This window comes from Paenibacillus sp. FSL P4-0176 (assembly GCF_037975265.1).
Classification (GTDB): domain Bacteria; phylum Bacillota; class Bacilli; order Paenibacillales; family Paenibacillaceae; genus Paenibacillus; species Paenibacillus amylolyticus.
Genome location: NZ_CP150242.1, coordinates 6,244,862 through 6,271,696, shown reverse-complemented (window position 1 = coordinate 6,271,696; position 26,835 = coordinate 6,244,862). Strand labels below are relative to the sequence as shown.

General features: G+C 47.3%; 17 protein-coding genes. 16 read left to right on the top strand and 1 reads right to left on the bottom strand.

The annotated features are described in order from the left end of the window. Positions 1-20 precede the first annotated feature (20 nt). From MKY95_RS28965 to MKY95_RS28905, 13 genes are all read left to right on the top strand, one after another. A complete protein-coding gene (locus MKY95_RS28965) occupies positions 21-9,119 on the top strand; it encodes an SDR family NAD(P)-dependent oxidoreductase (RefSeq protein ID WP_339195646.1) in 9,099 nt (3,032 codons plus the stop codon). Between the two features lie 47 nt (positions 9,120-9,166). Beyond that, positions 9,167-10,012 (top strand): 3-hydroxyacyl-CoA dehydrogenase NAD-binding domain-containing protein, encoded by an 846-nt coding sequence (locus MKY95_RS28960; protein ID WP_076319706.1) that lies wholly within the window; start codon positions 9,167-9,169, stop codon positions 10,010-10,012. An 84-nt stretch (positions 10,013-10,096) separates the two neighbouring features. Next, on the top strand, positions 10,097-10,339 hold the full coding sequence (locus MKY95_RS28955; protein ID WP_036668118.1) for an acyl carrier protein: 243 nt from the start codon (positions 10,097-10,099) through the stop codon (positions 10,337-10,339). A 77-nt stretch (positions 10,340-10,416) separates the two neighbouring features. Then, positions 10,417-11,574, top strand: a complete 1,158-nt coding sequence (locus MKY95_RS28950) for an acyl-CoA dehydrogenase family protein (protein WP_256721335.1) — start codon at positions 10,417-10,419, stop codon at positions 11,572-11,574. Beyond that, positions 11,571-12,596 carry an HAD-IIIC family phosphatase gene (locus MKY95_RS28945; protein WP_339195642.1) on the top strand — a complete coding sequence of 342 codons (1,026 nt, stop codon included), beginning with the start codon at positions 11,571-11,573 and terminating at the stop codon, positions 12,594-12,596. Before MKY95_RS28950 ends, MKY95_RS28945 begins: the two co-directional genes overlap by 4 nt. A 30-nt stretch (positions 12,597-12,626) precedes the next feature. Further along, the gene (gene fabD / locus MKY95_RS28940) at positions 12,627-13,886 is read left to right on the top strand and encodes an ACP S-malonyltransferase (protein ID WP_339195640.1); all 1,260 of its coding nucleotides are present in this window, start codon (positions 12,627-12,629) and stop codon (positions 13,884-13,886) included. 108 nt (positions 13,887-13,994) lie between these two features. Then, entirely contained in the window at positions 13,995-17,630 is a 3,636-nt protein-coding gene (locus MKY95_RS28935) for an amino acid adenylation domain-containing protein (RefSeq protein WP_338707061.1), read from the top strand. Beyond that, positions 17,631-17,900, top strand: a complete 270-nt coding sequence (locus MKY95_RS28930; RefSeq protein ID WP_051449549.1) for a phosphopantetheine-binding protein — start codon at positions 17,631-17,633, stop codon at positions 17,898-17,900. It abuts the gene before it with no gap. Beyond that, positions 17,887-18,360, top strand: a complete 474-nt coding sequence (locus tag MKY95_RS28925) for a hypothetical protein (RefSeq protein ID WP_036668112.1) — start codon at positions 17,887-17,889, stop codon at positions 18,358-18,360. Before MKY95_RS28930 ends, MKY95_RS28925 begins: the two co-directional genes overlap by 14 nt. Before the next feature lie 11 nt (positions 18,361-18,371). Continuing rightward, positions 18,372-20,117: an ABC transporter ATP-binding protein gene (locus MKY95_RS28920; protein WP_076319701.1), complete on the top strand. Its 1,746-nt coding sequence runs from the start codon at positions 18,372-18,374 to the stop codon at positions 20,115-20,117. Continuing rightward, positions 20,114-21,880 carry an ABC transporter ATP-binding protein gene (locus MKY95_RS28915; protein WP_076319700.1) on the top strand — a complete coding sequence of 589 codons (1,767 nt, stop codon included), beginning with the start codon at positions 20,114-20,116 and terminating at the stop codon, positions 21,878-21,880. The genes MKY95_RS28920 and MKY95_RS28915 overlap by 4 nt, the downstream gene beginning before the upstream one ends. 32 nt (positions 21,881-21,912) lie before the next feature. Next, positions 21,913-22,476 carry a hypothetical protein gene (locus tag MKY95_RS28910; protein WP_036668110.1) on the top strand — a complete coding sequence of 188 codons (564 nt, stop codon included), beginning with the start codon at positions 21,913-21,915 and terminating at the stop codon, positions 22,474-22,476. Beyond that, complete coding sequence (locus MKY95_RS28905) at positions 22,473-23,495, top strand: BtrH N-terminal domain-containing protein (protein WP_076319699.1); 1,023 nt, start codon at positions 22,473-22,475, stop codon at positions 23,493-23,495. The genes MKY95_RS28910 and MKY95_RS28905 overlap by 4 nt, the downstream gene beginning before the upstream one ends. Before the next feature lie 85 nt (positions 23,496-23,580). Here MKY95_RS28905 and MKY95_RS28900 read toward each other — a convergent pair whose 3' ends face one another. Then, positions 23,581-24,948: an MFS transporter gene (locus tag MKY95_RS28900; protein ID WP_076319698.1), complete on the bottom strand. Its 1,368-nt coding sequence runs from the start codon at positions 24,946-24,948 to the stop codon at positions 23,581-23,583. A 206-nt stretch (positions 24,949-25,154) separates the two neighbouring features. Here MKY95_RS28900 and MKY95_RS28895 point away from each other — a divergent pair, with 206 nt between their 5' ends. The 3 genes from MKY95_RS28895 (at position 25,155) to MKY95_RS28885 (ending at position 26,813) form a co-directional block, all read left to right on the top strand. Continuing rightward, positions 25,155-25,478 (top strand): helix-turn-helix transcriptional regulator, encoded by a 324-nt coding sequence (locus tag MKY95_RS28895; protein ID WP_036606795.1) that lies wholly within the window; start codon positions 25,155-25,157, stop codon positions 25,476-25,478. Positions 25,479-25,620: 142 nt separating this feature from the next. Further along, entirely contained in the window at positions 25,621-25,809 is a 189-nt protein-coding gene (locus MKY95_RS28890) for a hypothetical protein (protein WP_076253532.1), read from the top strand. 83 nt (positions 25,810-25,892) lie between these two features. Continuing rightward, complete coding sequence (locus tag MKY95_RS28885; RefSeq protein WP_076319697.1) at positions 25,893-26,813, top strand: WYL domain-containing protein; 921 nt, start codon at positions 25,893-25,895, stop codon at positions 26,811-26,813. Positions 26,814-26,835: the final 22 nt, after the last annotated feature.

Below are 26,835 nucleotides of genomic sequence, written 5' to 3'. Positions count from 1 at the left end.
CGATGAACCAAACAAGCCAAATGCTGAGAATGATTATTGAGAATGCAGCCGCGGGCAAAATTGACAAGCAGGTTGCTGGCCAGCTGCTCAAAGGATTGAAATCGGGGGGTAGGCGGAACGACTCTGAGGGAATCGCCATTGTTGGCATATCGGCCATGCTTCCGTCCGCGGACAATATTGGCGAGTTTTGGGACAACATCCGTGATCGCTGTGATTCCATTGCTAATTTTCCGGACTCTCGTCGTCAAAATATTGATGCATATCTCCAATATGCAGGATATGGAGAGGACATCAAATACAGTGATGGTTCTTATCTGAAAGACATTGACCAATTTGATTACAAATTATTTCGGATTCCGCCGCGGGATGCGGCGCTGATGGACCCTTTTCAAAGACTGTTTCTACGAACAGCCTGGAGTGCCCTCGAAGATGCAGGATATGGTGGGAAAAGTCTGGCTGGCAGCCGTACAGGCGTATATCTGGGATTCGCCAGCAACATTAAGGACAGCTATCTGCGAATGATTCAGGACATCGATATTCAATTAACTTCCGATGCAGCCGTCGGCAATATTGCCGCCATGATGCCTGCACGAATTTCGTACCTTCTGGATCTGAAGGGGCCTTCAATGGTGGTGGACACGGCCTGTTCATCCTCATTGGTTGCCGTGCATCTCGCCTGCCAATCCATTCGGAATGGCGATTGTGATATGGCACTTGCCGGTGGATTACGTGTGAACCTGATGCCACTGGATACGGAATATTACCGTGGGGGGCTTGAAGCATCGGATGGACGAACAAGAGCCTTTGACCATTCATCGGATGGGGCTGGAATCAGCGAAGGGGTTGCTACGGTATTACTGAAACCGTTGAGCAAAGCGCTCAGGGACAAGGACCAGATCTATGCGGTTATTAAAGGCAGCGCCATCAATCAGGACGGAGCTTCTATTGGGATCACCGCTCCCAACCCGGAGGCCCAGGCCGATGTGATATCAAGAGCGTGGGATCAGGCCGGAATTCACCCGGAGACCCTGTCTTACATTGAGACACACGGAACGGGTACGAAGCTGGGAGATCCGTTGGAACTTGAAGGCTTAGAGCTTGCTTTCCAGAAGTATACGGATAAAAAGCAATTTTGTCCGATCGGTACCGTGAAATCGAATATTGGTCACCCCTATGAAGCGGCAGGTCTGGTCAGTCTGATCAAGGCGGCACTGGTTATCAAAAACCGTGAAATCCCGCCATCTCTTCATTTTGACAGACCCAATGCACAGATCGACTTCAAGACATCACCCGTGTATGTAAACACAAGACTTCGCAAATGGGAAGCAAAAGGATCTCCGATGCGCTGTGCAGTAAGCAGTTTCGGTTTTAGCGGAACGAACTGTCATCTGGTGCTGGAAGAAGCCCCGGTTGCTACAGATGTTGACTCTTCTTATGCGAAGGAAGGGCTGGTCGTGTTGTCCGCCAAGTCTGAGCCAGCTCTGCGGGAACTGGTCGCCACATATAGCCGATTAATGCAGGAAAAACCGCCTGCATGTCATCTGCAGGATCTGTGTTATACCGCGAGTGTTGGCAGAGGACACTACAACTTCCGATTGGCTGTAGTAGCAGAAAGTCTCGCGGATCTGGGACTGAAGCTGCAAGTCCTATCTTTGGCGGAAACGTGGAATGAGCCTGAGTCCTGGTTTAGCTTCGGGGAGCATAAAATCGTTCCTGCCAGTAAATCACAGCTTGAGCCAGGTGATATGACGGAAGCGTCACGGAAGAAGCTTGATCGACGGGTACAGGAGCTTACGCAAGAGGTTACCCTCTCCGAGTGGACTGATGAGGCTGGCGTGTCCGAACTTGGTTCGTTATACGTACAAGGTGCAGACGTGAACTGGGTGGAACTGTACAAAGGTACCGGTGTGCATCGGGTCAGCCTGCCCGTATACCCTTTTGAATCCCATCGCTGCTGGATTGATCTGCCCGAGGATCTGGTTTCGAGTCGTATCGATAGAGGTGCAGCAGTGCCTGTTCAACAGACAGAAGATTTTCATTATACGATGCAATGGAGAGTTGCTGAACGGAAACGTTCAGGCAGCGGGATCTCCGTTTTACCGGGAACGGTATTACTGATTGAAGGCAAGCCTGGTGCAGATGATTCTGTAGCTCGTGTGCTTGAGCGCACGGGCGTGAATATAATCCGGGCTGTAGTGGGCTCTGCTTATGCACATGTGAGCGACAATCGGTATACGCTTGGTGACGAGGAAGCGGATTACGACCGTCTCTTCGCAAGCCTTCGGGACAAGTCGGTGGATCACATCATTCATGTTGGCTGTTCTTTGGATACCCCGCAATCGGGTATTCACAGTCTGAATGAATTGCAGAACAGCCAGCGCCAAGGTGTGTACAGTGTGTATTATTTAGTGCGTGCTCTGATGAGAAGTGATTTTGCCGAGATTGCTGGTATTACACTGATTGCATTGAACGCCCACAATATTACGGGAGACGAATCCGCTCAGCGGCCGGAACATGCGCCATTCCTGAGTCTAAGCAAGGTATTGAGCCGTGAGCATCCATCCATCTCTTTCCGCTCCATAGACGTAGATGCAGACACCGCCACAGATGACTGGATGGAGGAAGCGCTGGATACAGAAGGTCAGGGGGATTATCTGGTCGCGTACCGTGGTGGACAACGTTACGTTGAAGAATTTACGCGTGTGCAGGTTGCTGAGGATACCCCATTATCTGTACGCCATCAGGGCGTATATCTGATTACTGGGGGTGGCGGTGGTATTGGTCTGGAAACTGCGCGTTTTCTGGCTTCCAAAGCACCTGTGCGCCTGGCTCTGATCAATCGGACCCCGATACCGGATCGTATACATTGGGAGAACTTGATGAACCAGCCCGGTCAAGCCAAGCTTCGGCGATTCATTACAGCCGTTACGGAGCTGGAGGCTAAAGGTTCAGAAGTGTCTTGGTACAGTGCGGATGTAGCTGACTGGGAAGCCATGGATATGGTGATTCGGGATATGCGTACACGTTATGGGGCCATTCATGGAATTATTCATGGGGCGGGTGTCGGAGGAGATCAACTTCTGTTGGATCGGAGTGAAGAACGATTCAGCGAAGTGCTGGCATCCAAAATATATGGTACCTGGAATCTGGATGAACTGACCCGCAGTGATGATCTGGATTTCTTTGTGATGTACTCTTCTGTAGCCACGATGTTCAGTGGTGTAACGCAAGCAGACTATGTGGCAGCCAATGCCTACCTAGATGCCTTTGCTGATGAGCGTACCTTAAGAGGAAAACGCACGCTCACCGTGAATTGGACCACATGGAAAGAGACGGGCATGTCGGTGGATGCCGGTTTTACCGCAGACACCATCTTCAAAACGGTCCTTACGGCAGAGGCAATACAGGGTTTGGCACAGGCGATGAACTCTTCGATCCGCAGGGTGCTGATCGGGCAACTGAACTTCAGTGGAGGCGGCGTTCGCTTGCTGGATAAAATGCAGGTTCGGTTGTCAACAGAACTCAGCGGCAAAGTGGCCGAATATCTGCAAAGCGCTGCTTCCAAAACGAGGTCGACCAAGAAGGCTGGCAGCACTTCAAATGGTGAAGTGAAATTATCAGGCAAGAGCGGGGGCGGATATACGGCTACCGAACGCCATGTCGCCAGCGTATGCAAAGAAGTTCTTGGATTTGATGAAATCGATATCTATGAGAATTTCTTTGAGTTGGGTGCGGATTCCATTCTGCTGCTGAAAATTCACGCGGGGCTCTCCAAGAGGTACTCTGGTGTTCTTGCCGTGACGGATTTGTTTGAATTTTCTACGATCCATAAGCTGGCTGAATATATTTTCAAAGAACATGGTGAATCGGAAGAAGACGCTAATCCTGTATTGAGTGATATAGATGATGCATATGCGACCAGCGAAAAACAGGAATCCACGCATGTTGCGGAGCAAGCAGAGGCAGGTTCCCAAGATCAGCAGCGTCCAGGACAAACTGTGCCTGGACCTTTGTCAGGAGATTTAGCCATCGTAGGGATGGCTCTGAATGTAGCTTCCACAACTGATGTATCCGAATTCTGGGAGCATATTCAAGGCAAGGTAGATCATATCCGTCCTCTCCCGGAACGAAGACAACAGGATCTGGACTGGTATTTGCAAAATACAAGGCTGGATCTCCCGGAACTGGATTCCAAAGCGGGAGCTTTTATTGAAGACATTGACTTATTCGATTATTCATTTTTCAAATTATCACCTAAGGAAGCCAGTCTGACAGATCCGAATCAACGTCTCTTCCTAGAGACGGTGTGGAGGGCCATTGAAGATTCGGGTTATGGCGGCGGGAAATTGGCCGGGTCAGATACCGGTGTCTATTTGGGTTATTCAACCAACACAGTCGATATGTATTCACGATTCATATATGAGACGGATTTGGGTGCTCTGCCGGATGCTGTGGTGGGTAACACACCATCGATCATTCCGGCCCGCATATCGTATTTGTTGAATTTGAAAGGGCCAAGCATGTTGGTAGATACGGCCTGTTCTTCGTCTCTCACAGCGGTGCACATTGCTTCGCGTGCCCTGTTAAGTGGAGAGTGTAGCATGGCCGCAGTCGGTGGAATCAAAATCTCAACCATGCCGATCACCAAAAAGAATGAAAACATGCTCCAGGGACTGGAGTCCGGTGATGGAAAGACCCGGGCATTCGATGATGATTCCGATGGTGCTGGACTTGGTGAGGGCATCGGGGTAGTGATGCTAAAAAGGCTGGATCATGCCTTGAGGGATGGGGATCAGGTATACGCCGTTCTCAAAGGCACTGCGATGAATCAGGATGGCAGTTCAGCCGGTATTACGGCTCCCAATCCAGCGGCTCAACAGGAAGTCATCACCAAGGCCTGGAAACAGGCGGGTATTCATCCCGAGACCATTACTTACATGGAAACGCATGGCACGGGAACCGAACTGGGTGACCCGATTGAAATCAAAGGCATCCAAAATGCGTTCCGACAATTCACGGACAGACGCCAATTCTGCGCGGTCGGTTCCATTAAAACCAATCTGGGTCATACCTCTGAGGCAGCAGGCATGATCAGTCTGATCAAAGCTGCACTGGCTGTCAGACATGGTGTGATTCCGCCGAATCTTCATTTCAATCGTCCGAACCGGAATATTGATTTTCATGCATCGCCTGTATATGTGAATACACGATTACGACCGTGGAAAGTGAAGGACGGACCGCGTCGCTGTGGTGTCAGTGCGTTCGGTATTAGTGGTACGAATTGCCATGTCATTCTGGAAGAACCCCCGGTGACAATACCCGTATCTGCACCAGTAACAGCACGTCCTCATTTGCTGGTATTGTCTGCCCGATCCGAAGAGGCACTTCAGCGGCTGGTTGCCGACTATGTTCGCCTGCTTGAACGGAACGAGCAATATGCACTCGCAGATATTTGCAGTACAGCAAGCACGGGACGAGGGCATTACCCGTTCCGGTTGTCACTTATGGGGCGGGATACGGAAGGGCTGCTGAACACGCTTAGACAGTTGGAGAACAAACCGTTTCAATCCATTGCACAACTAGGTGTAGAGTTCGGTGAACATCGGACTGTTCCCAAGAGCAAGAAGGATAAGGCTGCTGGTGAAATGACCGAATCGGAAAAAATGGGTCTGAGCCAATTAATGCGTTCAGCGATCCAGAGCTTTGTACAGGATGGACGCGAGTCGGAGTATTTGTTAAAGCAGATCGCCCATCTGTATGTACAGGGAGCAGATGCGGACTGGGAAGAACTGTACGCAGGTGAACACCCTCGTAAAGTCAGCTTGCCCGCGTATCCGCTGGAACGGAAGCGCTGCTGGATTAACATTCCCGAACGTCCACAGCTGCGTGAGGTCTCGATAGAAGAGGTCCCGGCTCCTCTGCACTATGCCGCTATGTGGAAAGAAATGAATCGAATATCGATTGGTCAACAGGGTGGCAGTACAGAACCGGTTGTAATGTTAATGGATAGAAATGGCACAGCCACATCCGTAGCTGGGAAACTGGAAGCGGAAGGCCGGCTTGTGATCAAGGTTTACCGCGGAGAGTCCTACACCAATCAAGCCAATGCCGAATTTACCATTCGATCATGTGAAGAAGATTATGAACGGTTAATCCGAGCGGTAGAGCCTTATAAAATCTCGCAGCTTCTTCATTTCTTTGCACTGGATCAGGATGCGGATGAAGGTACTGTAGGGGAATTGGAAGAATCGCTTGATCGTGGCGTGTACAGTCTGTTTTATTTGTCCAAAGCGATGTCCAGGGTTCATTTCAAACGCCCGGTCGACTTGGTACTGGTGACATCTTGTACACAAAGCGTTACGGGCAGTGAGCTGTACATTCGTCCAGAACACGCACCCATGGTTGGGCTTGGCAAGACCATCTGTCATGAGATGAATCAATTCCGTTGCCGAAGCATTGATATTGATGCCGAGACACCGATGGAGCAATGGCTACAGGAAATTCGCGACCCGGACACGTTATATCTTGCTGCGTACCGGAAGGGGCGGCGATATGTTCAGGAGTTGGGCGAAATCCCGATGTCCTTGCTGCCGGAACGACCGATACACATGCGTGAAGGCGGTGTGTATCTCATTACTGGAGGGACAGGCGGAATTGGAATGGAGACGGCGAGTGCACTATCTTTAGCGCCGGAGAAAATCAAACTTGTATTGATGAACCGCTCACCGTTTCCAGAACGGGCAACATGGGAAGAGGTGCTGTCCTCAGGTGAGGAAACGAAGTTAACCGCTCAGATTCAACGGATCAAAGAGATGGAAGCTCAGGGCACAGAAGTACATCTATACAGCGTAGATATTGCTGACCCCATTCAGCTTGCTTCGGTGCTCAGCAAAATCAGACAGCAACATGGTCTGGTGTCTGGTATTATCCACGGCGCTGGTGTGGCTGGCGAAGGTTTCCTGATGAATAAAGACCGTGAAGCCTTTGAACGCGTTATGCGGCCTAAGGTGCTGGGGACATGGAGTCTGGATCAGCTGACACGTGCGGATCAGCCAGACTTCTTTGTCATGTTCTCCACGGCTACCACGTTCTTTAGTGAACCTGGACAGGGGGATTATACCGCTGCTAATGCCTATATGGATTCGTTCGCGGCTCATCGCAGGCAATCAGGTTTGTCCACTCTTGCCGTGAACTGGACAGCATGGAAAGAGACCGGCATGGCCCGGGATTTTCATGCCAATTCAGATGGAGGATTCAAGGCGATCACAACAGCCCGGGGCATCCAAGGGCTGCAAGAAGCCATGCGCAAGGATATAACCCAGGTTCTGATCGGGGAACTCAACCGGGAAGGGATTTATCAGCATGTTTCTGATGATATGCCGCTCATGCTGTTTTCTTCCGATATTAGCGAGGCCATTGAGACAGGACGTAAGGGAGATTCAAGTCGTTCACATGAATCATCAGGCGAGATGAAGTTGCTGGGCAGGATGGATGAAGTTTATTCCGTCATTGAGAGCGCCTTAGGCCGACTATGGAGTAAATCGCTTGGGGTCAATGAACTCAGTATTTATGATGATTTCTATGAATTGGGTGGAGACTCCATTCTGGGTCTCAAGATCGCCAATGGTCTCACAAAAGAGTTGTCGATTCTTGTGAACACAGCAGAGATCCTGATGTATCCAACCATTGCGGAATCGGCTGCCTATCTGGAGGAGTCTTACGGTCTTTCCATAGGTGAAGATTCCGTGGGAGCGCTGCCTGCTCTGACTCGCGTGGAGACCCAACCGTATTACCCAGTCTCTTCTGCACAGAAGAGATTCGTCGTTCTGGACCGGCTGGAGGGTCAAAACACCAATGCAAACATACCAAGAGCCTCCATCATGGAGGGGGACTTTGAGCATGGGGCATTTGAACAGATCATTCGCAAGCTGATTCAACGTCATGAATCCTTCCGGACTTCGTTTGAGATTCTGGACGGTATTCCTTATCAGAAGGTATGGGATCAGGTCGATTTCAACGTGGGTTATTCAGAGTGTACCCAGGAACAACTGACCGAGAAGCTCCTTGGTTTTGTGAAACCTTTTGAGTTGGATCAGGCACCATTATTCCGTTTTGAAGTGGTTAAGCTTGCAGATCGTGTACACGCCGTATTTTTTGATATGCATCATATCATCACAGATGGCATGTCCATGGACATCATTATGCAGGAAATCATTGATCTGTACGAAGGGCGTGAACTGCAACCACTCACCATTCAGTACAAAGATTATGCCGTGTGGCATAATGCCTTGCTCTCCTCTGGTGCTCTGCTCAAACAGGAAGAGTATTGGTTGAACCTGTATCAGGATTCCATTCCACAGCTCAAATTGCCTACCGATTATCCTCGTCCTTTGGCTAATGAATTCGAAGGAGATCAGGTCGTGTTTATCGGCAATGAAACCTTGACTATGGATCTGGAACGTATGGCTGCGAAGACAGGAACAACCTTGTTTATGCTGCTGCTTGCAGCATATAACGTTTTACTGGCCAAATATGCAGATCAGGAGGATATCGTTGTGGGCTCTCCCATTGCGGGCAGATCTCACGCCGATCTGGAGGATGTCGTTGGTGTTTTTATTAACATCATCACGATTCGTACCAAGCCACAATCCGGGAAAACGTTCCTGGAGCTGCTGGCTGAAGTTAGGGAAGGCGCCTTGAGGTCTTATGAGAATCAACAATTTCAGTTTGAAGACCTGGTGCGGAAGCTTAACTTGAACAGAGACAGACACCGTAATCCTTTATTCGATGCGATGTTTGCCCTTCAGAATGTAGGTACAGTGGACGTTACTGTGGGCAAATTCACTACGACTCCATATGAGTTTGGAGCTGCGGAAAGCCGTTATGACGTGTATCTCGAAATCATCGAGAAGCATGACAAGCTGCGATTTAATCTGGAGTATCGTACCAAGCTCTTCAAGCGGGAAACGGCGGAGAAAATGCTTCACGATTATGTAGAGCTGCTGCAACAGTTATTACTTCATCCGGAACAAAAACTTGGCGAGATTGAACTGGAAAGCAGCAAGCATATGCTGGTTTCTTACGATACGGCCTCAGAAGATCTTGATTTTAATTTCTGATCAGGGAGAGCATAGCCTCTCCCCCACAAACAGGAGGAACAGGGACAATGAAGAAGATCGGGGTAATTGGAGCAGGCGTGATGGGCCGCGGTGTAGCCCAGAGTTTTGCACAGACAGGTCATGAGGTTGTCTTGGTGGATATCAAGGATGAAGTGCTGGAGGGCGCTGGAGAAGAGATCTATAACAATATCCGGATGCTGAAGTTATTCAAGAAAGTAGAGGGACTGGAAGACCCGGAGATCATCATGGAGCGCATCCATATGACGACGGAACTGGAGATGCTTCGTGAAGCTGATATTATCGTTGAAAATGTGAATGAACAGTGGGACATCAAAAAGGAAGTGTACAGCCTGATCGATCCGATCTGTCATGAGGCATGCATATTTCTGGTGAACACTTCGTGTATCTCCATTACCAAAATTGCAGCACTAACCAAGCGGCCTGATCGGGTCATTGGTACTCATTTTATGAATCCGGTTCCCCTGAAATCAGCAGTTGAAGTGATCAAGGGTATGCACACCTCGGATCGTACCATTGAAGAAGTAACTGAACTATTGTCATCCATCGGTAAAGAGACGATTCTGGTTAATGACTTTCCCGGATTTGTCTCGAACCGGATTTCCCATCTGTTTATGAATGAAGCTGCTTTTGTTCTACAGGATCAGGTGGCTACAGCACGTGAGGTGGATGATATTTTTGTGAAATGTTATGGACACACGATGGGACCGCTGGAGACAGCAGATTTAATCGGCTTGGATACTGTTGTGGATTCGCTGGATGTGCTGTATGAGAGCTATCAGGACCCGAAATTCCGTTGCTGTCCTTTACTGAGAAAGATGGTGCACGCCGGACAGACTGGAAGAAAGTCGGGGGAAGGGTTCTATAGTTATTAATCAACTGCATGAATCGTTCATGGCATGAAAAGCTTTATTGCGTATTCAAAACACCATTTTAATGAGGGAAAGGGAGTTATACACATGGAAGAAGTTAAAGGTAGAGTTCGCAAGTTTCTGGGTCGTTTTTTCAAAAAGCACGAGCTTCAGGACGACGAGGATATTTTTGCCCTTGGTTTTGTGAATTCGTTGTTTGCGATGCAACTAGTTATGTTTCTGGAGAAGGAATTCTCCATTCGTGTCGACAATAAAGATCTGGATTTGCAGAACTTCAAGTCCATTAACGCCATCGTAGAGCTTATTGAGAGCAAGATGGTCAGTTCTTAGGAAGCCGATTCTGTCCACAGTCCAGTGTACCGTTTGCATTCATCCAGTCCCATTCTAAGGAGGTTAACGTGTTGAAAATGGAATTGAGCGAACAGCAGCTCCAATGCAAGCAGGATGCTGCATCATTTACCAATCAATATATCGTCCCATACGCAGGCTTGCACGATAGAGAGGAACGGCTTCATCCAGAGGTTATCGATTCGCTGAAATCCTCCGGTTATCTGGGTTCCATGATTCCTAGGGAGTATGGAGGCATGGGGCTTGATCCGATATCGGTTGGGGTGCTGAATGAGGAGATCGGAAGAGGATGTTCATCCGTACGGAGTCTGCTTACTGTTCACGGTATGGTAGCCATAGCCATTCAGAAGTTTGGTTCCGAAGATATGCGGTCCTATTGGTTGCCACGACTGGCCTCGGGTGAAGTCATTGGAGCCTTTGGACTGAGCGAACCGGGAGTGGGCAGTGATGCCAAAAGCATCGAGACTAATGCCGAATTGGATGGAGAAGGGTATCAGCTGAACGGGAAGAAAAAGTGGATCACGATGGGCCAGCTTGCTGACCTGTTTCTCATCTTTGCCCAGGTAAATGATAAACCAACCGCATTCCTGGTGGAACGGAATAATCCGGGATTGAAGACGCAGCCGATCAACGGAATGCTGGGGGTTAAAGGCTCGATGCTCGCGGAACTGCATCTGGAGCATTGTTATGTTGGCCCGGATCGTATGGTAGGGAGCCCAGGTATCGGTGTTTCCATGGTAGCCTTGCATTGTTTGGATTATGGTCGCTACACCGTTGCTTGGGGCTGTATTGGACTGGGACAAGCCTGTCTGGATGCTTCACTGAGTTATGCAGGCAGCCGCCGTCAATTCGGAACTCTTTTGCAGGAAAATCAGTTAATTCAGAAAATGCTGACAGAAATCATTGTGGATGTGAGAGCAGCGCGGCTCTTATGTTATCAATCCGGTTATCTGAAAGAAGTAATGGACCCGGATTCCATTATGGAGACCTGGACGGCTAAATATTATGCAGCTGATATGGTCAACAAGGTAGCGCACCGCGCGGTACAGATTCATGGAGCCAAGGGCTGTAGTGCGGAGTATCCAGTGGAGCGCTTCTATCGGGATGCCCGCGTGAATGAGATTATTGAGGGCACCACACAAATGCATGAGATGGTTATTGCTTCATACGCTGCGAGTACCCATGAATCCGTACAAGAGGAGGCTGTTTTGTCATGAAAAAAATTAAATGTGTGATCTGGGATTTGGACCATACCATTTGGAACGGAATTTTGCTGGAGGATGAAGAGGTCACGCTGAAAGAAAATATTGTAGAAGTCATCCGTACATTGGATGAACGGGGCATTCTGCAATCGGTCGCCAGCCGTAACGATCATGAACTGGCAATGGCCAAATTGGAAGAATTCGGATTGCGTGAATATTTCATCTATCCACAAATCAATTGGAATGCCAAATCCCGATCTGTAAAAACGATTGTGGAGTCCATCAATATCGGAATGGACACGATTGCCTTTATCGATGATCAGCCTTTCGAACGGGAGGAAGTATTATTCACTCACCCCGACGTGCTCTGTATCGATGCGCTGGCCTACCTTGAATTAACGGATATGGATGAGATGAACCCACGTTTCATTACCGAGGATTCTGCCTTACGCAGAAAGATGTACATGAATGATATTGCCCGCAATGAGAAGGAGGAGGAATTTGAAGGTACTCAAGATGAATTCCTGGCCTCTCTTGGCATGATCTTCACGATCTCCGAGGTGAAGGAAGGGGATCTACAGCGTGCAGAAGAACTGACGGTGAGAACACATCAACTGAATGCCACAGGTTATACCTACTCTTACGAGGAACTCGATCAATTCCGGTACTCTCCACGTCACAAACTGCTGATTGCAGGATTGGAGGACAAGTACGGCACATATGGAAAAATCGGACTGGCTCTGCTCGAATTAAATGACGAAGTTTGGACGCTTAAACTACTACTGGTCTCCTGTCGCGTCATGTCTAGAGGAGCAGGTACGTTGCTGCTGCATCATGTGATGCGTATGGCTAAGGAAGCGAATGTCCGTTTGCAGGCCGAGTTTGTATCAACAGATCGCAATCGTACAATGATGATCACTTACAAATTTGCTGGATTCTGTGAGATTGAGCAGAACGGAGATTTTTATTTGTTTGAGAGTGATCTAAGCATGATTCAGGATCAGCCTGCGTATGTGTCCATGGAAGTTATCGCGTAAACCCAATCTAAGAGGCGAGGTGTTCAATCAATGGAAAAAATAGCATATCTGTTTCCAGGTCAAGGTTCCCAATATATAGGTATGATGAAAAACTTCTATGATCAGTACGAGATTGCAAGACAAACGTATGAAGAAGCTAATCATATTCTGGGCTTTGATCTGGCCAAAATGAGTTTTGAAGGCAGCCTGTTTGATCTGAACAAACCTTCCAATATGCAGCCGGCATTGCTGACAGCAAGTGTTGTTGCCTATCGTGTCTACATGGAGGAGATCGGGATCAACCCGCAGTTCTGCGCGGGTCACAGCCTGGGTGAATATGCAGCACTAACATGCTCCGGTGCCATGACATTTGGTGATGCTGTGCGGATCACCAAGCGGCGTGGCGAATTGACCGAACTTATCGCAGATGAAGCAGATGGGGCAATGACCATCATTGATGGTGCAGATGAGGATATGATCCGCAGAGCCTGTGAGCAAGTGTCAACCGATACGGCCTGGTCTGCGATCTCCTGTTACAATGCTTCAGGTCAGTATGCCATATCCGGTCATCAGGATTCGATTGAACAAGTTGAATCCCTCTTGCTGGATCAAGATGCCCAGACGACCCCGTTGATGATGAGTGCGCCGTTTCATAGCCGTTTAATGGAGCCGGCCGGTGAACAGCTTGGGGTAGAACTTGCCAATTATCGTTTCCATCCATTCAAGTGGCCCGTCGTATCTAATGTGACCGCTACTCCGTATACCGAAGCTGAGCGAATTAAGGGACTGCTCCAAAGGCAATTATCCCAGCCGGTGAAGTGGACACAGACGATGCAATATCTCAAAAAGCATGGTGTCACGCTGACGATTGAACTTGGACCAAAGAATGTCCTGAGCGGACTGGTGGATCTGGACAAGCTGGGCATGAAGTCTTTTGCCTATGGACAGAAAGAGGACCGCAAAGCATTGAAGGAGTTGCTGGATCAGGCTGTTGTATCCAGACCGAGACCAACGGTAGTGACCAAATGTATGGCCGCGGCGGTAGCCACACCGAACCGGAATTGGGATCAGGAGCAATATCAAAAAGGAGTCGTTGAGCCTTATAAACGAATCCAGCAGCTTCAAGAAGAACTTGAGGCAGCGGATCGGGCACCGACTACGGAGCAGATGAAACTGTCTCTGGAATGGCTGGGTACCATATTCGAAACCAAACAAGTAGAGCAGGAAGAGCGGGATGACTGGTTCCACCAGATCCTGGACGAGACGGGACAGTATTATTTGTGGAGTGACGATAAAGTTCCTACGGCATAACAAGTACGTGTACACCAATCAACCGGCATGACAGGTGAGATCAACACTTGTTGTGCCGGTTTACTATGTATTCGGGGTGAGATCATGGATATCCATCTACTCAATGTTATGATGTCGAGTGATAAATTTAAGGAAGAACGAACGTACTGGCAGGAACAACTAGATGGCGATATTCATATAGGAACTTTGTTTGACGGAATTCTGCAACCTTCGATCCAGACTGGGGAACCAAACGTACAGGTTCTTTCCTTTTCCTTTCCAGATGAACTGTCCGCAAGATTGATCCGCATGAGCGGGGGATCGAATCTGGCGTTGTATATATTGCTTTTATCGGGATTTCAACATCTGTTGTATCGTTATTACGGACACCAGAATGTGTTGTTGGGTATGCCTCTAACTCCAGAACAAGTCGAGGATTTTCGCAGTTCTCACTTGCTTGCGATTCGTGGAAAAGTAGACGAGGCAGCATCGTTCAGACAACTGGTATTGGATACCAAGGCTGAAGTCATGTCGGCCCGAACGTACTGGCATTTTCCTTACGATAAGATGGCAGAGAAGCTGGGACGACTTCCCGAGGAGTGCGAGTTGAAGACGGTTTTGTATATGAAAGGAATTCATGAGGAGCCTGTTCTGGATGAAGGAACCCATTGTTCACTGGAGTTTGATCGCGTAGACCAACGACTTCACATGACCCTCCGTTATGGTGCAATACCTCTTGAACCCAGTCAACCCGAGCGTTTATGTTCCCACTACATACGATTGCTGGAACAGACAACAGCCTTACCAGACCAACCCTTATCCATAAGTTGGCTCCTTTCTTCGGAAGAGGAGAATGAAATCATGGAAAGCTGGAACAAAAGTCCACGTTCTTCCCTGCCAGAGGAACGTTCTGTCTGTACTTTATTTCTTGAACAAGTGAACAGAATACCCAACCAGACTGCGGTTATAGAGGGAGATCGCCAAATTTCGTATCAGTCCCTGGAGGAGCAATCCAATCAACTGGCCCGTCTCTTGCTTGCCTCTGGAGTGACTGCCGAAAGTCCAGTGCTTGTCATGATGGCAGGTTCCGTGGAATTAATCATTACGATCCTGGCAGTGTTCAAGGCAGGCGGAACCTATATTCCTCTTCATCCTGAATATCCCCTGGAGCGTATACGTCATATTTTAATGGAATCGGATGCACGTATTTTCCTGACGGGAAAGTTGGAAACGGAGGTACAACAGGCTCTAGAGGAGATGACATTGGCTATGCCCTCAGGCTCAGGCATAGAAATGATTAAGCTGGATGATGCCCCATGGAGAGCAGAAGATGGAAGTGGTTTAAGTACCTTACCTGATATGAGTGGTCTAGCATACATTCTATACACCTCCGGATCAACGGGTCAGCCCAAAGGGGTCGGAGTAGAGCAACGAAATCTGAGTGCATACGTGAACGCTTTTCAAGCCGAGTTTCAACTAAATTCAACAGACAAGGTGCTTCAACAAGCCGCCAGTACCTTTGATACTTATATGGAGGAAGTGTTTCCTGCATTAACTGCGGGGGCAACACTTGTTGTGGTTCAGCGGGAACAACTGTTAGATATTCACGGACTGGTGCAGTTACTGGACCGACACAAGGTCACCCTTGTCAGTACTACACCTCATATTCTGAGGGAGCTTAACCGGATGCCCAATCTTGCGAGTGTTCGCACCTTTATCAGCGGTGGGGATGTGTTGAAGATGGCGGACATTGGACATCTGCTCACCTATACCAATGTATACAATACGTATGGTCCCACGGAGACGACGGTATGTGCGCTCTATGAGAAGCTGTCATCAGAGACTGTTGATCCGATTCCGGTAGGTCGCCCCATTCAGGGTTATTTCGTACATATTGGAGATTGGCATGGACGAATGTTACCCGTGGGCGTACCCGGAGAAATATGTATTTCAGGCAAAGGGGTATCCCGAGGATATGTAGGATTGCCGGAATTGACGGATCAGAAGTTTGCCGAGTCACCGTTTGTTGAAGGAGAGCGGATGTTCCGCACAGGCGATACGGGGATGTGGACAGCGGAAGGCCGCGTGTTGTTTCTGGGAAGGATGGACAAGCAGGTTAAAATCAGAGGTCATCGGATTGAATTGGCAGAAGTTGAGCGACATCTGAACCGTTACGGTCCGATTGGCGAATGTGTTGTACTGACGATCGGAGTCGAAGGTGAAAAGGTGCTAACCGCTTATATCGTGGCAGATACGGAGCTGTATGTCATGGATGTTCGCCAATATCTGATGTCATTGTTGCCCGAATATATGCTGCCTTCAAAATACATTCAAATATCACATATGCCGCGGACGATCCACGGGAAGATAGATACACGAGAGTTATTGAACCAGAAGCAGTCTTTACATTTTGGAATGAACTATGCACCGCCTGAGAGTGAGCTGGAGCACCAACTGGTACATGTCTGGTGTACATTACTGGAAATGGAACGGATCGGTATCGACGACGACTTCTTTCAGCTTGGAGGGCACTCCCTGCTTGTGATTCGAATGGAGGTCGAACTGGAGAATCTCGGTATTCGGGTACTGCCTTCCATTTTGTATGACAATCCGACCATAAGGATGCTTGCAACGGTTCTGAAAGATAATCCCGGGCTTGCAGATTCAGATGAAAGTGAAAATAACGGGCAGGCATCTGACGTTGTACAGGTTAACAAGACGTTATCATCATCTATAGGCATGGAGCATTCATGGGGAGCCCATTCCGATGGATACCATCCTTTTAACGATGTCTTCTTCAAATTATGTTTCTATAACTCTTTATTCCCGATTGTATTGCAGCAGAAAAAAAGCATACATCCGTTCTTCATCCATCATGTGGACGAGTATCTATGGTCTGACAATGAGCAATTTCTTGTGAATGGTTTCTTCTCCTGCCGCAAAGATACGGACATTCTGGACGATCTGGGCATTGGCTATGAAATGGTGAAAATCAGCGAGGACATTATACAGGATGTCAGTCGAGCTGTACTGAATGCCAGACCGGTTATTGTCTGGGTTGACGTCTATTACACATCCATACGCAATGATACCTATCTCAAAAAGCATATTCCACATACCTGGCTTGTATACGGTGTTGATCCGATCAACCAGACGTTTACCGTGATGGAGCATAAGCATCATGATAACTTGTCATATGAAGAACGAACCGTCAGTTACCAGGATCTGATGGACAGTTATCATGGTTATATCGATCATTTTAATATGGAAGTAAACACCTTCTATACGTTCTACAACAAGCATAATCCGGTGATACATCGAAGAGATTCCAGTCAGGAGCAGTTGGAGGCATACTGGCAGATCTATGTGAGTCACATGGAAGAGCAACAGGAGCGGGTGGAGAGCAGTTTGGCAAGGCTGGTGGAGAGTGTGCCGCAGTTCGAGGCCGTTGTTCATGATCAACAACTGGTGTCTTCAATGGCTGAGGATTGGGTCATTTCGCTTCATAAATTGATTAGTGCCAAAAAGGCAGAGGTGTATCGTTGTGCCAATCTAACGGGTGCGGATTCCAGATTGACACATATTCGTGAGCGTATTGTCATGGAGTGGAGTGATATTCGCGCAGTTCTGGCCAAGTACGTGCTTACTTCTTCATATAAACCAACATCGTTTCATAAACTCCCGGAGATATACAGGAATATAAGCTTGCTTGAACGGGAGTATTACGATGAGTTGGCTAAATCTCACATGATGGGGAGGATCTGAATGAGTGAAATCATGACATTGGAGACCCGAATAATACAGGTCATCGACAAGGTTATGGCGTGTGGAACGGATACTCAGATGGATCAAGCCTGGGGCGAACTGGGGACGAATTCGCTCGATTACATTAAAATTGTGGTTGAGATGGAGAAAGAATTCGACATTGAAATAGACGACGACCGATTGACCTTTGTGCAAACCGATACGATTGCCGATTTCAGGGATTATCTGGTCAGTCTCATTGAAGGAGATTCGGAACATGAGCCGGACTAGACGAATAGGACAGATCTGGTTCAGGCTTTCTATTCAATTACCCGTGGCGGCACTTGTTATTATTGGATTAACCGTAACCGCATTAGTGACACTAGCCATGCAATTCCATACGACCTCCTATCTGCGCAGTGAGACCGCCAGTGCAAGTGCAGTGGCTGAATCTCTGCAAGGGGAGAACACCAAAGTACACATTATAGCTGAATTTACAGAAAAGCCTGATTCGGGATTTAAGAAAGGCGACTCCTTGATCTGGTACACAGAAGAACAGGGTAAACGTTATGCTGCGCAGATTCTTGAGGTTAATCAAGACCCCACATCAGCTACCACTCGTATTACAGCCGAAGGTGTATGGAATGAAGAGCTGGGGGAGCGGATGAAGTCCTCCCATACAACCGAGATCTCGATTGTTACGGAGGTACAGTCCCAGAGCCAGACCGTACTTGAGAGCTGGATATCCTAGAGGAGGATGGCATGGAGAATATTTCACTGAGCAAACGAATCCGTACATTCGCCAAACCTTACCGGATCAGCTTGATTACCATGCTGTTTTGCGAGCTGATCATGGTGGTGGTGGATCTGATTGGACCGCTTATTTTTGCCATTTTGATCGACGAAGTGTTCTATCACCGTAATCTTCATTTCTTCGGCTATGTTATTTTGACTTATATTGCTTTGTATGTAGGTGTAAGGGCTCTGAGTTGGATCATTAAATCCATCTGGATTTATTTGAATGTTAAATTTCTGTTTGATATTCGAAAAAGTTTATTTGATCGCATTCTTCATTTTAAAGCGTCTTATTTTCAAAAAGTCCAGACCGGTGATCTGGTCACACGTCTAACAAGAGACACGGATTCTGTCATGCAGTTAATAGAGTTAATCATTTTTCAGATGGCTGCTCCGTTCACGAAATTGCTGGTATCGTTTGTTTTTTTGTTTTATCTAAATCCGTATATCGCCTTAGCCATGATGGTGTTAGTTCCGGTTTCGGTCTGGGTATCACAGTATTTTAATCGTAAGATGACCAAGCAGCAGACGATTTTGCGTGAGAAATACGGGCATTTTGTCAGCTGGATGCTGGAGATGCTTCAAGGCATGAGAGATATTCGTTTGTTGGGGAGTGGTAAACGGGTCACTACACTGTTTACGGGACAGAGTGCAGATGTGATTCGTCTCGACAATCAGACAGAAGTCATGAAATGGATGTCGACCCGCTCTAATGCATTTATTTTTTTGCTATCGGATCTGTCTATCTACGCCATTGCTGGTGTGCTTATTGTTCAGGGACAGCTTACGGCAGGAGCCTTTGTTGCCATTATGTCGTATCTGACCAAGAATAATCAATCCATGATGATGATCTACGCGGCGGTTGTGAATCTGCCCAAGCTGACGGTACAGTCACGCAAAGTCTTTGAACTTCTGGATGAAGAGACGGAAAGAAGCGGTGGTCACTCGGAAGTGGATATGGAAGATGGGGAGACGTCATTCGAGCAAGTAAGGTTTCGGTATGAGGAACAGGGTCCCTATGTGCTGAACGGTCTCACCTTGGAGATCGGTGCCCATGAATCCGTTGCGCTTGTAGGAAAAAGTGGCTCGGGCAAAACAACGATTGTGAACATGCTGCTCGGTTTCTATGCCCCGGAAGAAGGGCAGATTCGCATTGGCGGCAGGCATATAGATGACTATGCTCTGTCTCGACTGCGTAAGAGAGTAGGGATCGTGCAGCAGGAAGCCATACTGTTCAACGAAACCATTCGTTACAACCTGATGCTTGGCAGCGCTCATGCGGATGACGACCACTTGTTGGAGGCATGTGATCAGGCCTTTATTGGAGACTTTATCCGTTCGCTTCCTCAGGGTCTGGACACCGTTATTGGCGCAGGGGGAATGGAGTTCTCTGGAGGACAAAAGCAACGTCTGTCTATTGCACGAATTTTTCTAAAGCAACCCAAATTGATTATATTCGACGAAGCCACTTCCGCTTTGGACTATGAAGCTGAACAAGCGGTCCAGCGTTCCTGGCAGCAATTGAGCAAGGATCGGGCTTCGATTGTCATCGCCCATCGCTTATCCTCTATCCTGAATGCTGATCGGGTTGCTGTTGTGCATGAGGGACGCATTGTAGCTACAGGCACACATGGATATCTGCTGGAGAATAGTGAGCACTACCGTGAGTTATTTGCAGAAGATTTCATCCGGAAGGAGGGACTGATGTCGTGACCAAGGCACCGTCAACTTCCCGGTATGCACTGTTTAAACAGATTAAGCCGTTTATCAAAAATGCGAACCGTCAAATCTTTATTCTGGGTGCACTGAAATTGGCCCTGACCGCTATTGCCCTCATGATTCCTTATCTGTACAAGCTGCTCATTGATCATGTCATGGTTGGACGGGAGCTTGGAATGTTGCCCTATATCCTTTCCGGATACCTGGGCTTATTTGCGTTGGAGACAACCGCTCTGGGGCTGCAAACCCTGTTCAGTAACCGGTTATTAGGTCGGACCAAGTTGGATTTACAACTGAATATGTGGAAAAGATTAGTGCGCATGAAGCCGACTTTATATGAGCGCTATAGTGCGGGAGATCTGAAGAACAGGCTGGATGGAGACGTCACACTGGTCAAAGACTTTATCTTTTTGCATTTGATTGATTATACGTTCAAATGGATCAGCGTAGGGGCATATGCGGTTATTCTGTTGTCGCTGAATTGGAAGATGGCTTTGCTGGGTTTTATCATGCTACCTATTTCCTTCGTCATTAGTTCCCGATTGGGCAAAAAGGCCAAGGCGCTGGTCTCCGAATTCCGTCAGACTACCGGAGAATATGAGACATGGATATCGAACAGCTTCAGACACTGGAAGGAAATCAAGGCACTGAATATGCAGCGCAAAGAATCCATTAAGTTTGTGGGATATTGGAAGAGATTTGGAAAAATCAAGTTCCGGCATCTGGCGTACACCTACGCCAATGAGCTGTATTATACCTTCCAGGATGACTTTATTAATAAGATGAATCTTTATTTTATCGGTGGTTTGCTAATTTTTCAGGGGGAATTAACGATCGGGGGATTGCTTGTCTTTCTGACCTACTATCAACAGATGATTAACAACATTAATGAAATTAATGCCTCCAATGTTCAACTCCATGATGTGACACCTTCCATTGAACGGATCGTTGAATTGCTGGAACTTCCGGTTACACCACAGAGAAAGCTCGCATTACAGCCAGAGTTCCAAGGGCATCTCGAATTCAGGGATGTCTCCTTTCGTTATCAGGAGAATCAAAGTAATGTCTTGCATGAGATTAATCTGAACATCCAGCCCGGTGATTATACGGCTATCGTAGGCAGAAGTGGTTCGGGGAAGAGCACGTTAATCAAACTTATTCTGGGGCAGAACGAAACACAGCAAGGGGCCATTCTTGTTGACGGACAGCCCATTGGTGACTTGGGATCAGAATATCTTTATCAACATATTGGGGTCGTTATGCAGGAGAATGCCTTGTTCAGTATGTCCATCATGGATAATCTCAGACTCGTACAGCCTCTGGCAACAGAAGAAGAGGTACGAGAGGTATGTCGTATGGCTTTACTGGATGATTTCATTGAAGGGTTGCCCGACCAGTATAATACCATCCTGGGTGAGTCAAGTATTAAGCTATCGGGAGGGCAGAAGCAACGCTTGGCTCTTGCCAGGGTGCTGTTAACAAGACCCCGAATGCTGATTCTGGATGAAGCAACATCTGCACTGGATAATGACTCGGAACGGAAAATAAATGAGGTGATCCGCGGGATCGCAGAAGATATGACCGTGCTTGTAATCGCACACCGTTATTCAGCTATTCAGGATGCCGAGCAAGTTATTGTGCTCGATCAGGGAGAGATCGTTGCTACGGGCACTCATCTGGAGCTGGCTGGACGACATGAGGTGTATGACACGTTATTCAAGGATCAGCGTCAAGGTATCGGGTCAGTGGTCACCTGAAATAAGTAGAACGATCCTAGGAGGTTTATGACATGACCATCTATTGTCCACTACATTTGGAAGAACACTATAACAACAATGGATTCAGTTATCTTGCTGCAAACCAAATTGGTAATTTCACGACCTTTGGTTCCTCGTACCCTGGAGACGAACTGCCTGATCAGGAGAAGGTACAATGGCAGGATGTTCCGTTTCATTTTCCTCTACACAGACAGGCGTTTAATAATATAGAACTGGATAGCCAGCACATTCCGGTACCTATCGATCTATATTCGACACTATACATTCTGGGTGCAGCAGATAATGGTTCATACCATGAATTCATTTATTTTGAACGAAATGGAGAGCGGATGGGGAGAGCATCATTGGACCTGACCAACTGGACCGAGACGGTTCCACATTATAATGAGGAAATGATGTTTCAATGTAGTGGGGTGTGTACCCAAAAGGGGGCCTTACTGACATCCAAACAGCCTATTATCTGGTTTCAGAAGATTACACTCGAAGAACCCATTTCATTTGACAAGATCCTATTGCCGGACAATCCATGCATGCATATCTTTGCACTAACCTTGGGGAAGGAGTGGAGTATATGAATATTCAGCCCAGAGAAGCACATGAAGAAGGTGAAGATTGCTTTACCTTATGTGTAAGCAGCATTCTCAACTATAAACAAATTACGAATTTTCTTGCAGTGTGGAAACAATGCGGGATGATGTACCATGAAGACCCGGAGAGGGGCACCCCGAAGCTTGTTCCCACGTATATGTCGGTTGAAAATGAGTTTCAACATATTCATCATATTGATTTGAATATCGTCAGAAAAAATGATCGGGCCGAGGTTATAAAGGAAATCATGACGTTGCTTCAGCAAAAAGAAGCAGTTATTGTATGGGTTGATGTATTTTATATGCAGTATAATTCACTGTATCAATTACTTCATTCGTCGCATTGTATTGTATTGTCCGACTATACAGATGGACAGTTTGAGTTTATTGATGATTTTTATCATTTGAAAGGCAATATGGATGAACAGACGTTATTTGAAGCTCTTGATCTAGGTCAGACATCGTTGATTCGTGAGGGAACGCGTTATCGTTATGCTATATTAGATGTTGGGAGTGCCGTCCAACAGGTAAAAGAGAGAGAATTCTACGATATGCTTCATCAAAATCATGAAATAATGAATGGAAAATCCGGGCAACTGGTGAATCAGGTTGAGTGGTATGAATTAGTTAATCCGCATGTAGGCCTGCCTGCAATTGAAAGATATATAGACTCTACACGTCAGCATATGCAAGATTCATCAGTGTTGACCGAAGAATATCTGGACAATATGTATGGCGACTTGGCTGGCATAAGTAATAACAGATATTTGTATGGCCACTTCCTGAGAGAGGGAATACCATATAATCCGGATATTCATCAACTGGTGGAGGCATACGAATATGCTGCGCAACGATGGAATCTCGCCGCTAATATGACATTGAAAAGTCAGTACCTGGATATGGATAGTCGTTATCACATGTTGAACCGAGTGTTGAGTAAAATTGGAGAAATTATAGTTGTAGAACAAGAGGCACATGACATGGTAAAACATCTTGTTGCGAGTTAAGGTGTCAATAAATCTTACAAAAATTATAAAAAAGGCCCATAAAGCGAACATCGCTTTATGGGCCTTTTTTATGACTTGCTTCATATTAAGCAGCAGCTTGTTTCCGTGACTGCATTCTCAGATACACCTGAGAGAAAATAACGGATGCCAGTGCGACCACAGTCATGCCCCAGAAAATATTGGTGTACGCTGAGGACAGTGGCATGTTTTGCATCGCCGTTAATGCTACGCCAGTAACAGCAACACTGAAAGCACCGCTGAAGAACTGACTGAGTTGGAACAGCCCCATACCTGCGCCCACCTGATCCATGGTCAGATTTCCAGATAATTCATTGGACACGCTGGTGGTTAGGGAAGAGAAGCCTACGCTGAGCAAGACATAGACAGCCATAATGGCGTAGATGTTATTGTCTGCAAATAAGGCGAATAGTCCGGCAGCTGCCAGTAGTAGCCATGGTGCAAACTTCAGCAGCAACGTATTGCCATGTCGGTCAATCATGCGGCCGATCCGGTTGGACAGCAACATGGACACGACTGCACCCGGGAAGATGACGAGTCCCGATTGAGCAGGTGTCAGTCCATATAGATGCGCCAAAATTTGAGGTAACAGGAACAACGTTGAGAAGTTATTAATGTACGATACAATCCCCAGCGAGCTGAGCATCATATATTTTTTGTCTTTGAACAAAGCAGGTTGAACAAATGGATCTGCCGCGCGCCGAATTCGGAGCCAGAACAGAAGCAGTGCCGCAGCACCGATAACAAGAGTGAACCACTGACGGGAAGTCAGGAATAACAGCACACCCGTAGTACCGATGGCGAGAAGCACGGCACCCAGCAGGTCAAATGAACCTTTTTGCGGTGTTTCCCGAGGAAGCAGTTTGAAAAATACAGGAATCAAGAATAACGTTAATCCTGTAACGATAAACAGATCATGCCAACCCAGAAATTGTGTGATACTTCCGCCGATGACGGGACCAAGTCCAAGCCCCAGCGAACTGGCGGACATGATGACAGCCATCGATTTACCCCGGCGATCATGTGGAATGTATCGGGTAATCAGCACAATGGCAAGCCCCGGAACCGAAGCAGCACCCGCAGCCTGGATCAGACGTGCAATGAGCAAAATGATGAAATGATTACTGAAGAACCCGAGAACCGATGCCGCACCAAGTAACGTAAGCCCGGTCGTGAATAATGTACGAATAGGTATGAAATCCGATAGACGTGAGAACGTAATCGAAGAAATGGCGAATACAATGGAATACCCTGTAACAATCCATGAGGAAGCGACGGATGTAAGCATAAATTCGGCTGCAATTTTGGGCAGGGCCAGATTAAACATCATTGTATTCATAACAACGAGTACAACGGTGAAGCCAAGCAAGCTTACGATTAATCCTTCCTGTATTCCGGTCCGTTCCCCTGATGATGCGGTTGCGGTGTTGTTCATAAAAACCTCCTAGAGTGATGTGTATTTCGCAACATTTCAGAAACGGTGTGTAACATTTGCAAAATGTAGTATGATGTCAATCCCGTGCCAAACAGGCAGGGGTTACATAACGAAATCATTAAAGTTCGATTGGTGTCGAACATTAGAAATATATCATGGATCTGTGTTAAAATACAATGGATAGTCTGAGAAAAGGGGACTACAGTATGAAGATTTTACATCATCCACAGGTGTCAGATATTGAACTTTCCTCCGTATTGTATGCGTTAAGCGACCCGACCCGTCTTGGGATTGTTGCCGAAGCTGCCAGAAGTGGGGAGCAACCGTGCAGTCATTTTCATGCACCTGTTGTGAAGTCAACGATGTCGCATCACATTCGGACCCTGCGAGAAGCTGGAGTCATTCGGGTCAGAGTGCAGGGCACACAGCATTTTCTCACCCTGCGATCCGATGATTTGGAAACGCGCTTTCCAGGACTCCTGCAACCGTTATTGCAGGCCGCAGCTCAGTCGAGCACAGATCCTTCCTAAATGTTGTCCTTTCTTCAGGTCGAAGAGGGGACATTTTTATTTTTTGAAATACTTCTAATACTGATGCGACATTCTGTGTCGTACCATGCCCTATATAATAACGGTGAACACACAAACCATATCGAAAAGAGGTTCACAACCATTGGCAAAAACTAAAAGAGGACGCGTTTTGTGGAGTCTTCCTTCCAGGGGCCGGGGAACATGCCCGGTGTGTAGCAGTACCCGAATTAAATTGTTGTATACGCAAACAAAAACAGACGGTACAAGTCTGAAAGTATGCAAGAAATGCTCCAAAGCCGTGCAATCCAGAGTGGATAAGGCGCATGTATAACATAACTGGCCTGTTCTTCGGAACGGGCCATGTCTTTTGATATAATCGAATATATTAGGAATGGATGAGATGGGGGCGGGAAGATGAGTAACATGCATCGGATTCACTGGTTTGACGAACAGATTCGGGGTGGACGTTTTCCGAATAGCAGCTGGCTTGCCCGTGAATTTGAAATCTCCCGTCGTCAGGCTCAGCGTGATATTGAATATATGGCAAGTTCCTTGCGAGCCCCTTTGGTGTATATGGCAAAATATCGGGGCTATTGTTATGAGGATCAGACTTTTCGATTGCCCCATTTGTATATGACCGAAGAAGAGCAGCGTGTGCTGAAATATCTGGCGCATCGTTACCGGCATTACGATTATGATCAATCGGACGCGGTGAAACGTGTAGCGCATTTGCTGGAGCGTTTTACGTTGGAGGAACAACAGATGGGAAGTAGTGAGCTCCCAGTGTTTTCGGCGCAACCGAAGCAACTGCAATTCTTTGAATTATTGTCCCATGCCATAACTGACTTGCGTAGAGTACATATTCATTACAGGGATCACGATGGAGAACGGCAGTTTTCCTTGTGTCCATTAAAGATGATATCCCAGTTTAACGCCGATTACGTGGTGGGTTATGAAGCAGATCCTGTGCAGCAAGTGGCGATTCGCTTGGAGGGCATTGTTCATGTATCGATCTTGGATGAGAGATTTGAGTACAGGTCAGATACCCTCCTAGGTGGATGGGAAGAACCACTGCCTGTGCGTAAACCGTTTGTAGCTGAGGTTCGCTTGAAGGAATTGCAGCAAATGGACCTATGGCAAGGGTATCGTATCCAGGCTAGGCACGATCAGATTTATTCAATTGAATTTTATGACACGGATGCTTTCTTACAGCATTTGTTTGTTAGCGAATGGGAGGAACTTTTGTCTCCTGGGTGGCTTAGACGCAAGCTTCAGCAAAGCGCAGAAGGATTAATTGACAGGCTCGCGATAAAACGTAAGCAAAACGTGGAATAAAGCAGCATAGAGAGGAGAAGAT

Bases quoted from the DNA above. Each gene is read 5' to 3' on its own strand.
- MKY95_RS28965 (WP_339195646.1), top strand. From the start codon at position 21: ATGCTGAGAATGATTATTGAGAATGCAGCCGCGGGCAAAATTGACAAG.
- MKY95_RS28960 (WP_076319706.1), top strand. From the start codon at position 9,167: ATGAAGAAGATCGGGGTAATTGGAGCAGGCGTGATGGGCCGCGGTGTA.
- MKY95_RS28955 (WP_036668118.1), top strand. From the start codon at position 10,097: ATGGAAGAAGTTAAAGGTAGAGTTCGCAAGTTTCTGGGTCGTTTTTTC.
- MKY95_RS28950 (WP_256721335.1), top strand. From the start codon at position 10,417: ATGGAATTGAGCGAACAGCAGCTCCAATGCAAGCAGGATGCTGCATCA.
- MKY95_RS28945 (WP_339195642.1), top strand. From the start codon at position 11,571: ATGAAAAAAATTAAATGTGTGATCTGGGATTTGGACCATACCATTTGG.
- fabD (WP_339195640.1), top strand. From the start codon at position 12,627: ATGGAAAAAATAGCATATCTGTTTCCAGGTCAAGGTTCCCAATATATA.
- MKY95_RS28935 (WP_338707061.1), top strand. From the start codon at position 13,995: ATGATGTCGAGTGATAAATTTAAGGAAGAACGAACGTACTGGCAGGAA.
- MKY95_RS28930 (WP_051449549.1), top strand. From the start codon at position 17,631: ATGAGTGAAATCATGACATTGGAGACCCGAATAATACAGGTCATCGAC.
- MKY95_RS28925 (WP_036668112.1), top strand. From the start codon at position 17,887: ATGAGCCGGACTAGACGAATAGGACAGATCTGGTTCAGGCTTTCTATT.
- MKY95_RS28920 (WP_076319701.1), top strand. From the start codon at position 18,372: ATGGAGAATATTTCACTGAGCAAACGAATCCGTACATTCGCCAAACCT.
- MKY95_RS28910 (WP_036668110.1), top strand. From the start codon at position 21,913: ATGACCATCTATTGTCCACTACATTTGGAAGAACACTATAACAACAAT.
- MKY95_RS28905 (WP_076319699.1), top strand. From the start codon at position 22,473: ATGAATATTCAGCCCAGAGAAGCACATGAAGAAGGTGAAGATTGCTTT.
- MKY95_RS28900 (WP_076319698.1), bottom strand. From the start codon at position 24,948: ATGAACAACACCGCAACCGCATCATCAGGGGAACGGACCGGAATACAG.
- MKY95_RS28895 (WP_036606795.1), top strand. From the start codon at position 25,155: ATGAAGATTTTACATCATCCACAGGTGTCAGATATTGAACTTTCCTCC.
- MKY95_RS28885 (WP_076319697.1), top strand. From the start codon at position 25,893: ATGAGTAACATGCATCGGATTCACTGGTTTGACGAACAGATTCGGGGT.